Genomic DNA, 12,049 nt, shown 5'->3' with positions numbered 1-12,049 from the left:
GTCATGGTTAAGGGATTATTGGAATTGGTCTTCTTCGGTAGAGCCCGTTAGAGCTGTTACTGAGGAGTTACCACCTTGAATCGTATTGGTCATCTTATCGAAGTAACCAGTACCTACTTCTTGTTGGTGAGCAACGAACGTGTAACCTTTCTCAGCCGCTTGGAACTCAGGACGCTGAACTTTCTCAACGTAGTGGCGCATACCTTCACCTTGTGCGTAATCATGCGCAAGCTCGAACATGTTGAACCACATATTGTGAATACCCGCTAGCGTGATGAACTGGTACTTGTAGCCCATGTTCGATAGCTCTTGCTGGAACTTAGCAATCGTATCTGCGTCTAGGTTCTTCTCCCAGTTGAATGATGGCGAACAGTTGTATGCCAATAGTTGACCTGGGTATTCCGCGTGAATGGCTTCTGCGAATTTACGTGCTTCTTCTAGACACGGTGTTGCCGTTTCACACCAGATTAGATCTGCGTATGGTGCGTAAGCTAGGCCACGAGAGATCGCTTGGTCAATGCCAGCGCGAACACGGTAGAAACCTTCTTGGGTACGCTCACCTTCAATGAAATCAGCATCGTATGAATCACAATCAGACGTAATAAGGTCTGCGGCATTCGCATCAGTACGTGCAATAACCAGTGTTGTCGTGCCCGAAACATCTGCTGCTAGACGCGCTGCTACTAGCTTTTGCACTGCTTCTTGAGTTGGAACCAGTACTTTACCGCCCATGTGACCACATTTTTTCACTGACGCTAATTGGTCTTCAAAGTGAACGCCTGCAGCACCGGCATCAATCATCGACTTCATCAGTTCGTAAGCGTTAAGTACACCACCAAAGCCTGCTTCAGCATCCGCTACGATTGGTAGGAAGTAATCAATACCACCTTCAGATTCTGGCGACTTACCATTTGACCACTGAATTTGGTCTGCACGACGGAAAGAGTTATTGATGCGCTTAACCACTGATGGTACCGAATCTACTGGGTATAGTGATTGGTCTGGGTACATGGTTGATGCCGTATTGTTATCTGCCGCTACCTGCCAGCCTGATAGGTAAATCGCTTCGATACCCGCTTTGGCTTGCTGTACCGCCTGACCACCCGTTAGAGCACCAAGACAGTTAACATAGCCTTTTTTCGCATCACCGTTGACCAGTGACCACAGCTTGTCAGCACCACGTTGGGCGATGGTGTTAGCAGGCACCATTGATCCACGTAGTTCTACCACTTCTTCAGCCGTGTAAGGACGCTTAACGTTCTTCCAGCGTGGGTTAGTTGCCCAGTCTTTTTCCAGAGCTTCGATTTGTTGGCGGCGAGTTAAGTTAGTCATTGGTCTATCCCTCTTTTGATTTGCGCTTCTAATATGTTGAAAACACAGGCGCTGTTTTTTCCTTGTTCTTTGGCAGTACATCCTTCTCTGCCGCAGACAATTCACGTTATTGTTTGAATATGTGTCATTCCCTATAGTGAGGATGACAGAGCCCTTTAATCCAAGTAGTCGTAACCTGGAATAGTTAAGAAATTGGTTAGCTCATCACTGGTGGTCAGTTTCGCCATCAGTGCTGCGGCTTCATCAAAGCGTCCTGATTCGAAGCGTTCTTGCCCTACTTCTTCTTTGACGACTTCGATTTCTTCAGTCAGATATTGTTCGAAGAGTTCTTTCGTTACGGTCTGCCCGTTATCAAGCGCTTTGCCGTGCTGAATCCATTGCCAAATAGAGGCGCGAGAGATTTCAGCGGTCGCCGCGTCTTCCATCAAGCCATAAATCGGTACACACCCATTGCCTGAGATCCACGCCTCGATGTATTGCAGCGCAACACGAATGTTATGACGCATGCCTTGCTCAGTGATGGCTCCATCACAAGGAGCAAGTAAGTCTTCTGCTGTCACTGGCGCATCTTGATGACGCGACACGTTCAGTTGGTTGGTACGCTCTCCTAATGCCAGGTCAAATACCGCTAAAGCCGTATCCGCTAACCCTGGGTGAGCTACCCAAGTGCCATCGTGTCCGTTATTCGCTTCTAACGACTTATCGTTATGGACTTTATCGAGCACTTGCTGATTGGTTTGTGGGTCTTTCGCAGGGATGAAGGCGGCCATACCTCCCATTGCGAAAGCACCACGCTTGTGACACGTATGAACAAGCAAACGCGAGTAGGCATTTAGGAACGGCTTGTCCATCGTCACGACTTGTCTATCTGGCAACACGCGCTCAGGGTATTTTTTCAAGGTTTTGATGTAGCTAAAGATGTAGTCCCAGCGGCCACAGTTAAGGCCAACAATGTGCTCTTTGAGTGAGAACAGAATCTCGTCCATTTCAAATACAGCAGGCAAAGTTTCAATCAGAACCGTCGCTTTTATCGTGCCAGTATCTAAACCAAAGTAATCCTCGGTGAAGTGGAATACTTGGCTCCACCACTGGGCTTCTTTATGCGACTGCAATTTAGGAATATAAAAGTAAGGGCCGCTGCCTTTTTTCAACAACGTGGCGTAGTTGTTGTAAAAGTAAAGCGCGAAGTCAAACAGCGCCCCAGGAATGATCTGCCCATTAAACGTTACGTGTTTTTCTTGTAGATGTAGGCCACGTACACGGCAGATTAACACCGCTGGATCTTCGTCCAACGCGTAGTGCTTACCATTCACCGGATTGGTGTAACTGATGTCACCGTTAACTGCATCACGCAAGTTAATTTGTCCATCAAGCACTTTGTTCCAAGCAGGTGCCATCGAATCTTCAAAATCCGCCATGAATACTTTTACATTGGCATTCAGTGCATTAATCACCATCTTACGGTCAGTAGGACCAGTGATTTCTACACGACGATCTTGCAGATCCGTTGGAATCCCTTGGATCTTCCAGCTTCCTTCTCTGATATCTAACGTATCTTCAAGAAAATCCGGCAGCTCGCCAGCATCAATACGAGCCTGCTTCTCTTCTCGAGCATTCAGCAACGTATCAACCTGTGGTGCAAACTGTTCACACAGCAGAGATAAAAAGGTTTGGGCTTCAACAGGGAAAATCGCTTGGTGCTGAGGCGAAAGGGTACCTGTCACACTAAGCATGCCTTCTGTTAGTAGGGTTTCTTGGGCTTCTACTGTTGTTTCTTCTCTATCTGGTGTATTGGCAAGCATAATCAATTCCTTTCGATCTTATTCTTACCCGGGTTACATTTGTAACTATCAAACAACTTTTGTTATCTCAGACTTATTTAAAGTTATTGTTGTTTGAATCCGGTTTCGTCCGTTCTGTGGTTCTACTTTCACCGACCTGTGACTGCTTTGCAATCTAGACATAAGTCTTACAAGGCCTACATTTAAGCTATACCAACATTGACTAGAGTAAAAGACCTAAAGTAAACAAAACGTTAAATTCAAAGTTTTATTCCGCTTGGGGCAAGTTGTTGATTTCGATCACCAAAATGTAATGAGTTACGTAATTTAATTACAGTGAAATTTGGCGTGTAAAATCGTTTCAAACGCACGTTTGATTTATGAAAGATAATAGGAAAGCCTTGCTAGAAAAGGCTCAAGCAGGATATGCAACCGCCTTATCAAACAGGCTATTTTTTGACAGCTGTAAAATTCACATTGTGAAATTTCACAATTTAATGAAACCTTCATCAAGATTTCGTTGTGAAATTTTACAAGTCAAAGTTCACCAACAGGATAAAATGCTAAAAAGCACACTAAAACTAGTGTGCTTTTTGAAGGACAATTGAGGAAGGTAGCTAATACTAAGCGCTAAAATGACTTTTAAATTATCTTAAAGTAATTCAGAAACCACATCCGCAAGCTGATTAAAGGTGCTGACACGCGAAGAACTTGGTCGCCACACCAAGCCAATATGACGATGTGCTTGTTGCCCCGGCGCATCAATCACCACCAAATTTTGATTTTCTATCAAGCCATGATCAATCGCCATTTGTGGAATAAACGTGGTACCCATGCCGTTAGCGACCATTTGAACCAAGGTATGAAGACTTGTGGCCGAGAATGGGTTGATCTTCTCTTTATCGGTCAATTGGCAAGCGGAAACCGCGTGTTCCGTCAAACAGTGTTCTTTCTCTAATAAAAAGACAAACTCGTTCGGTAAATCGGCATATTTGATCGGTGTTTGAATCGCATCGACCTGATTCTTGCTGATGATCATACGGAACGGGTCGTTACCGACTATGCAGCTGTCCATCCCATCGATTTCAACGGGCAGCGCAAGAATCAAGACATCCAACTCACCATGACGCAATGCTGCCAATAGATTGGTTGTCGTATCTTCACGCAACAGTAAATCAAGCTGAGGGAATCGCTGGTTAACTTCTTGGACTAAATCGCAAAGTAAAAATGGGGCAATAGTTGGAATACAGCCGACTCTCAATTGGCCTTCCATTTCATCGCCTTGGCACAGTTTGCCAAGTTCAACTAAATCTTGTCCCTTTGCCAAGAGCTCTCTGCCACTGTGCACCACCCGCTCGCCCGCTTGGGTAAACACCAATGGGCTCTTTTTGTCTTTCTTTTCATATAGAGGGCAACCAATCAGCTCTTCAAGGTTTTGTATGCCTTTACTCAAGGTTGACTGACTAACGAAACACTTTTCTGCCGCTTCACTGAAATGACGAGTTTCATGTAAGGTAATAAGGTAGTGTAACTGTTTAAGGCTGGGCCACTTATTCATAAAAGTATTGATAATTATTGAGTAGAAGTTGACCAGGTTAATGCTTTCAAGCTTATCGCTTTTTTCGATTAACTTAATCTATTTAATTCGCTTTTTCCCATACTACAATCTGTACTATAGTTTGTCCCGCATAAACACGAACCAAACCAACAATATTAGGTTGGCTTTGGAACTAACCATAATTTTTAGGAGCAAAAAAATGGTACTAGTAGGTCGTCAAGCCCCAGATTTTACTGCTGCAGCTGTTCTAGGTAACGGTGAGATCGTTGATAACTTCAACTTCGCAGAATTCACTAAAGGTAAGAAAGCGGTTGTTTTCTTCTACCCACTAGATTTTACGTTTGTTTGCCCATCTGAGCTAATCGCTTTCGACAACCGTCTAGCTGACTTCCAAGCTAAAGGTGTTGAAGTAATCGGTGTTTCTATCGATTCTCAGTTCTCTCACAACGCATGGCGTAACACTGCTATCGAAGATGGCGGTATCGGTCAAGTTAAGTACCCACTAGTTGCTGACGTTAAGCACGAAATCTGTAAAGCATACGACGTTGAGCACCCAGAAGCAGGCGTTGCTTTCCGTGGTTCTTTCCTAATCGACGAAGACGGTCTAGTACGTCACCAAGTTGTTAACGACCTACCACTAGGCCGTAACATCGACGAAATGCTACGCATGGTTGACGCTCTTAACTTCCACCAGAAGCACGGCGAAGTATGTCCTGCACAATGGGAAGAAGGTAAAGCAGGTATGGACGCATCTCCAAAAGGTGTTGCAGCGTTCCTATCTGAGCACGCAGAAGACCTAAACAAGTAATTCTTGTTTACCATACCCAAGCTCAACGGGTATGAACGGTTGGTCCGTATAAAGCGAACATACGCTAAGAGCGCTTAAGCGCCACGCCAATCAGTTATAAGTAAAGTCTTACTAAAAACCCGAAGCATTGCTTCGGGTTTTTTTATACCTATTGCTCTATTTGCCTCGATAGCTTAATCAGGTCCATATAGGCAAAAAGACAATATATCGCTAAAGAGACAAAAAATATCGGCTTACAGACTTTATCCTAGTCAGGTCTTTAAACTCGAACATCCTCTCTTTATGATGACTCTAACGTAATTTGAAAGAGCAACGATGCTCGATAAATGAATTCAAACATGGAGATTCAACATGGCTTACTTTTCTCTAGCCTTTGGTACGGCAACGAAAAATCGTGACGACAAAATCATCGAAGCGTTTTTTCCAAACCCAGTTCTTAACCCAGCAGACGCACTTGTAGACGCAGTAGCAAAAGTGGCCGGTTATGAGCAAGGTAACCAAGCTATCGAAATCTCAGCAGCGCAAAGTGCTGAGCTAGCAGCAGCATTCGAAGCGAACGGCGATGCAGCAAACGCTTCATTCGCAGCGAAAGCAGCTGAATCTGTGCAACCACTGGTTCTTGTTGTACTAGCAACAGACGAGAAACCAGCGTCAGTGGCTGAAGGCTTCCTAAAGCTACAACTTATCTCTAACCGCCTAGTTCAACCACACGGTACCGTACTAGACGGCATCTTCGGTCTACTGCACAACATCGCATGGACAAACGAAGGCCCTATCGATCTACCGGAGCTAGCAGATCGTCAAATCGAAGCTCGCCTAGCAGGTCGTGCACTGTCTGTAGATTGTGTAGACAAGTTCCCTAAAATGGTTGATTACGTGGTGCCAGCAGGCGTTCGTATCGCTGACACTTCTCGCGTTCGTCTTGGTGCGCACGTGGGTGAAGGCACGACAGTTATGCATGAAGGCTTCATCAACTTCAACGCTGGTACAACTGGCGTGAGCATGGTTGAAGGTCGTATCTCTGCAGGTGTTGTGGTAGGTAACGGTTCAGACATCGGCGGCGGCGCATCTATCATGGGTACGCTCTCTGGTGGTGGTACTGTTGTTGTCTCTATCGGTGAAAACTCACTACTAGGCGCAAACGCAGGCCTTGGCTTCCCTCTAGGCGATCGTTGTACGGTTGAGTCTGGTCTATACGTAACTGCAGGCGCTAAAGTACGCATGCTAGATTCTTCTGGCCAAGAAGTGGAAGTGGTTAAAGCTCGTGACCTAGCAGGTGTTTCTGACCTTCTATTCCGTCGCAACTCAGTGACTGGTCAAATCGAATGTCTTGCTAACAAATCAGCGGTTGAACTGAACTCTGAGCTACACAGCAATAACTAATTCGAAAACAATGCATTAAAAAGCCCCTTAGTTTTGCTAAGGGGCTTTTCTTTTATTCAACTTCAATAAAATAGGTCGACTGTGATGAAGGGTTCAGATAATGGTACTGATCTAATGTGAGCTCTTTAGCATCCAACACTTTCTTGATACTTAATCCAAATTCACTAATATTGATGATCGCCGCTTCATCTCGTGGGACTCGCTCATCATAAACCAGCACGTAAGGACTTAATCGTTCTTCCTCATTGGTCGAAATCACCACACCAATTTGCTGATCAGATAACTCCACCAACGTACCCGGAGGGTAAACCCCTACCACACTGATCAAAGCCATCACATCTTTCATATCAAATTGAGCTCGGCACTCATGATACAAATACGTTAGCGCCTTATGAGGGCTGAACTTTGTCGAGGCCCCATTACAGAGGTTATCGTAACGGTTCGCCAAGATAAGGACGCGAGAAATGGGGTTAATTTCATTTTGAGTGAGCTGATTGGGGTAACCGGAGCCATCATTAAGCTCATGATGCTGACCAATCACCTTTAACGCTGGTTCTGGAAACTTAGGGATCCTAGTGGCAATTTTTAGGCTTAATTCAAGGTGAGAGGCAAGCTTTAGCTTTTCATCATCCTCTAAAGATTCGCTTTTTAAAAGTAAGCTCGTGGGAAGTTTCAGCTTACCAATATCATGGTATAGCGCCGAAAATGCCACTAGCTGACACTGTTTGGCGGTAAACCCTTTCGCTTGGCCAATCAAGACAGAAAGCAACGACACATTGAGCGAATGATAATGTAAACGCTCATATCCGACGGAATCGTTCATCAGATGGATCGTGCTATTCCCTTCTTTATTAATGCTGTTGTAGAGATTATTGACGATCGATACAGACGTGCTGATCGTTGGGTTCTTTGCGAGACTCTCTTCATCAAAAATCGCCTGCAGATCTTTTAAGGTATCAGCAAAAGCTTCTTTAGAACGGTGGAGGCGATCTTCAATCGCCGCTAACTGCTGACGACTTTCACTCTTTTGGGCCCAAAGTTCGTCCATCACCTGTTGGTCGAGTTGTTCAGCAGGAAGCGCCGGGGTGGACTCCACAGTGCCAGATTCACAAAACTCTTCCAACACATCACTTTTAAGTGCGTTGATCGTTAAGCTCTGTAAACCGAGATTTTTTATGATACGCAGCTGCTCATTACTTTTAATTTTGAATGAGTTGAGTAAGAAAGGATGCTGCCCCCACTTCAAAGGCAAATATACATAGTGACCGATTTGTAACTGTTCTACTGCTAATTTTACTTTCATCTGCTGTATTTCAAGAACGCTTAAATGCTCTGTTATCGAAGTCTCTGAGGCTATTTTCTCTGCCGTTATTGCAAGCCCTGCAACATTCGAATGACATCCCGTTTGTTGCATTATTCACCATTATTCCCTAATGCAAAAGCGTAAATTTGGATAATTTCCCATCATCGAAGAAGCGGCCTCACAAAACTCATCTTACCAGTTGTGAAAGTGGCCATTCAGCGTTAATTTAGCCGAACTTCATTTCACCTTCGGACACCAATGTTCCAAAAACTTCCTTTTCGTTCTAAAAGCTGCGTTATTTAACAAAAAGTGCGCATTCGAATAACAAATTCATGCTCAAACGCTCATTTTTAATGTTCGTTTATTTTCGAAGGCGAATAAATATGCACAATATCACCGTGCTAGATAAGCACAAACGACAAAGGACTTTAAAAATGACAACGAACAAACAACCTACCCTACTAGGTGAATGCTTGGCCGAGTTTATCGGTACCGGACTACTGATCTTTTTTGGCGTTGGCTGCGTGGCTGCTTTGGTATTAACCGGAGCGACATTTGGACAATGGGAAATTAGTATCATGTGGGGCTTCGGTGTTGCCATCGCAATTTACTGTACTGCCGGCGTATCCGGTGCGCACATTAACCCAGCGGTTACTATTGCACTTGCTGCTTTCCATGGTTTTGATAAAGCGAAAGTCATCCCTTACATCATCGCTCAACTGCTCGGTGCATTCTGCTCTGCCGCTTTAGTTTATGCACTCTACAGCAACCTCTTTACTGACTACGAAATTGTTCATGGCTTTACTCGCGATAGCAAAGAAGCCCTTGCAACAGCAGGTATTTTCTCTACTTACCCACATGCTTCTCTCTCTTTCTTTGGCGCTTTTGCAGTGGAAGTGGTGATTACCGCCGTACTTATGTTTGTGATTCTAGCCCTAGGTGATGAAAGCAACGGCGCATCACGTGGTGCAATGAACCCACTGCTGATTGGTATTCTTATCGCAGTGATTGGTGGCTCTTTAGGCCCACTAACTGGCTTTGCGATGAACCCTGCTCGTGACTTTGGTCCGAAACTGTTCGCCTATTTTGCTGGCTGGGAGTACGCATTGACTGGTGCTAAAGAGATCCCTTACTTCATCGTGCCGGTACTTGCTCCTATCGCTGGTGCTTGTTTCGGTGGCTGGTTATACCCGAAAGCAATCGCGGCTTACTTACCTCAACAAGGTCAAGGCTGCACCATTCCAAACCAGTGCGATCAAGAAGACGAGGCCCAAGAAGCTCGCGCATAACGTTTCGACCCTACATTAACTAAAATAGATATAACGGAATAAAAAGGATTCTTACCATGACTGAGCAAAAGTACATTGTTGCCCTAGACCAAGGCACTACAAGCTCTCGCGCCGTAATCCTAGACCACGATGCAAACATCGTGAGTGTTGCTCAACGTGAATTTACGCAGATTTACCCTAAAGCAGGCTGGGTTGAACATGATCCTCTCGAAATTTGGGCAACTCAGAGTGCAACCCTAGTTGAAGCGCTTGGTAAATCAGGTATTCGCAGTGATCAATTAGCCGGTATTGGTATCACTAACCAACGTGAAACCACCATCGTTTGGAACAAAGAGACCGGTAAGCCAGTTTACAACGCCATTGTTTGGCAATGCCGTCGCACTGCTGATATTTGTGAAGACCTGAAAGCACGTGACCTTGAAGACTACGTACGTGACAATACAGGCTTAGTGCTAGACCCTTACTTCTCAGGCACAAAAGTAAAGTGGATTCTTGATAACGTTGAAGGCGCTCGTGAAGACGCTGAAGCAGGCAAGCTACTGTTTGGTACAGTCGATACTTGGTTGGTTTGGAAGATGACTCAAGGCCGCGTTCACGTAACGGATTACACCAACGCTTCTCGTACTATGCTGTTCAACATCAATGACCTTTGTTGGGATCAGAAGATGCTCGATGAGCTTGGTATTCCAGCGTCGATGATGCCTGAAGTAAAACGTTCTTCAGAAGTGTATGGCCAAACCAACATTGGTGGTAAAGGCGGTACACGTATTCCAATCGCTGGTATTGCAGGTGACCAACAAGCGGCGCTTTACGGTCAAATGTGTGTCGAAGCAGGCCAAGCGAAGAACACTTACGGCACGGGTTGTTTCCTATTAATGAACACCGGCAAAGAGAAAGTGACATCAACTCACGGTCTACTCACCACGCTTGCATGTGGACCAACAGGTGAACCGGCTTATGCACTGGAAGGTGCGGTATTCATGGGCGGCGCTTCTATCCAATGGCTACGTGATGAAATGAAATTACTTGCGGACGCAAAAGACTCTGAATACTTTGCGACAAAAGTAGATTCATCAAACGGTGTGTATGTGGTTCCTGCCTTTACGGGTCTTGGCGCTCCTTACTGGGATGCATACGCTCGCGGTACGATTGTCGGTCTAACTCGTGGCGTAAACTCAAACCACATCATTCGAGCAACATTAGAAGGTATTGCCTACCAGACTCGTGATGTTCTCGATGCAATGCAAGCTGACTCGGGTATTAAGCTAGCGAACTTGCGCGTTGATGGTGGCGCAGTAGCGAACAACTTCTTAATGCAGTTCCAATCAGACGTGTTAGATACCGAAGTTCACCGCCCAGAAGTGACCGAAGTCACGGCGCTTGGTGCAGCTTACCTAGCGGGTTTAGCGGTAGGCTATTGGAACAACATTGACGAGCTACAAGGCAAAGCGGTATTGGATCGCACCTTCTTGCCTCACCATGATGAAGAGAAGCGCAGTCGCCGTTACAAAGGTTGGAAGCGCGCAGTGAAATGTGCGCAAACATGGGCAGAAATGCACGGTGATGAAGAATAGGTCATTGATGCATTAACTCGAACACCTTTCAATAATGGGCGCTTCACAGCGCCCTTTTTGCGTCTTATCCCCTATTCCTTATGACTTTCTCTTCTCTCCACGTTCAAATTCGAGCACAATAACGACAGAAAAATTATCGAGTGCGTCCTTTCGAAAAATGAAACCGAAATGAATACGCCTCGTTCAGGGAGTAATGAGTGAAACAAATACCAAGACACCAGCAAATTATTGAACTGGTTCAACAGCAAGGTTATGTCAGTACAGATGAATTGGTAGAGAGATTTAACGTTAGCCCGCAAACCATTCGCCGCGACCTGAACGAACTCGCCGATGAGAACAAAATTCGCCGTTATCATGGCGGTGCAACGATTCCACTAAGTTCGGAGAATACTAGCTACTCTGATCGCAAGTCCATGAACTTCAATGAAAAAGATATTATCGCGGAAGAGTTAGTTAAACATATTCCTGATGGCGCAACGCTGTTTATCGATATCGGCACAACGCCAGAAGCCGTTGCCCGCGCACTGAATAAAACGCATAAGCAGTTACGCGTAGTGACCAATAACCTCAACGTCGCGACTATTCTACTGCCGAACCCTGAGTTTAAAGTCATCCTAGCCGGTGGTGAAGTACGCAACCGTGATGGGGGCATTGTGGGTGAAGCAACCCTCGATTTTGTGAAACAATTCCGTTTAGACTTCGGCATTCTCGGCATTAGCGGCATCGACTTTGATGGTTCACTGCTCGATTTCGATTACCACGAAGTGCGAGTCAAACAAGCCATCATTGAGAATAGTCGTAGCGTCTTTTTGGCGGTTGATCATACTAAGTTTGGCCGAAACGCGATGGTCAAACTAGGCAATATTTCACAACTGCATATGCTGTTCACTAATCAAGAACCACCAAAAGAGATTCAAACCATACTAAAAGAGCATTCTATTCCTCTAGAAGTGGTAGAGAGCACCTCTAACGAACAATAAACGCAGAATATTTGTACTACATTCGAAACCTCCTACATTTA

Annotated in this window: 9 protein-coding genes; 5 read left to right on the top strand and 4 right to left on the bottom strand. The window is 45.2% G+C overall.

Features of this window, described 5'->3' with window-relative positions; all coding sequences use genetic code 11:
* Window positions 1-15: 15 nt before the first annotated feature.
* The 3 genes from aceA to EJ063_RS12370 form a co-directional block, all read right to left on the bottom strand.
* Window positions 16-1,332, bottom strand: coding sequence for an isocitrate lyase (gene aceA, locus EJ063_RS12380; RefSeq protein ID WP_126574593.1), 1,317 nt, complete (start codon window positions 1,330-1,332; stop codon window positions 16-18).
* Window positions 1,333-1,487: 155 nt separating this feature from the next.
* The gene (gene aceB / locus EJ063_RS12375) at window positions 1,488-3,134 is read right to left on the bottom strand and encodes a malate synthase A (protein ID WP_167469904.1); all 1,647 of its coding nucleotides are present in this window, start codon (window positions 3,132-3,134) and stop codon (window positions 1,488-1,490) included.
* A gap of 631 nt (window positions 3,135-3,765) precedes the next feature.
* Complete coding sequence (locus EJ063_RS12370; protein ID WP_126574591.1) at window positions 3,766-4,671, bottom strand: hydrogen peroxide-inducible genes activator; 906 nt, start codon at window positions 4,669-4,671, stop codon at window positions 3,766-3,768.
* Window positions 4,672-4,870: 199 nt separating this feature from the next.
* On the opposite strand from EJ063_RS12370, the gene EJ063_RS12365 reads away from it, so the two are divergent.
* A complete protein-coding gene (locus EJ063_RS12365) occupies window positions 4,871-5,479 on the top strand; it encodes a peroxiredoxin C (protein ID WP_126574590.1) in 609 nt (202 codons plus the stop codon).
* Between the two features lie 351 nt (window positions 5,480-5,830).
* Window positions 5,831-6,862, top strand: coding sequence for a 2,3,4,5-tetrahydropyridine-2,6-dicarboxylate N-succinyltransferase (gene dapD, locus EJ063_RS12360; protein ID WP_126574589.1), 1,032 nt, complete (start codon window positions 5,831-5,833; stop codon window positions 6,860-6,862).
* 52 nt (window positions 6,863-6,914) lie between these two features.
* Here the strand turns inward: dapD and EJ063_RS12355 are convergent, their stop codons facing one another.
* The gene (locus tag EJ063_RS12355) at window positions 6,915-8,165 is read right to left on the bottom strand and encodes a cyclic di-GMP phosphodiesterase (protein ID WP_126574802.1); all 1,251 of its coding nucleotides are present in this window, start codon (window positions 8,163-8,165) and stop codon (window positions 6,915-6,917) included.
* A gap of 434 nt (window positions 8,166-8,599) precedes the next feature.
* Between EJ063_RS12355 and EJ063_RS12350 the strand changes: the two genes are divergently transcribed.
* The 3 genes from EJ063_RS12350 to EJ063_RS12340 all read left to right on the top strand — a co-directional run bounded on the left by EJ063_RS12350 (window position 8,600) and on the right by EJ063_RS12340 (window position 12,008).
* Window positions 8,600-9,454, top strand: coding sequence for an MIP/aquaporin family protein (locus EJ063_RS12350; RefSeq protein WP_126574588.1), 855 nt, complete (start codon window positions 8,600-8,602; stop codon window positions 9,452-9,454).
* A 56-nt stretch (window positions 9,455-9,510) separates the two neighbouring features.
* Complete coding sequence (glpK, locus tag EJ063_RS12345) at window positions 9,511-11,028, top strand: glycerol kinase GlpK (RefSeq protein WP_126574587.1); 1,518 nt, start codon at window positions 9,511-9,513, stop codon at window positions 11,026-11,028.
* A gap of 197 nt (window positions 11,029-11,225) precedes the next feature.
* The gene (locus EJ063_RS12340; protein WP_126574586.1) at window positions 11,226-12,008 is read left to right on the top strand and encodes a DeoR/GlpR family transcriptional regulator; all 783 of its coding nucleotides are present in this window, start codon (window positions 11,226-11,228) and stop codon (window positions 12,006-12,008) included.
* The last annotated feature ends 41 nt before the right edge of the window (window positions 12,009-12,049 follow it).

Source organism: Vibrio aquaticus (assembly GCF_003970385.1).
Lineage (GTDB): Bacteria > Pseudomonadota > Gammaproteobacteria > Enterobacterales > Vibrionaceae > Vibrio > Vibrio aquaticus.
Note: the sequence above shows the minus strand (reverse complement) of the source record. Positions and strands in the feature narration are given on the sequence as shown.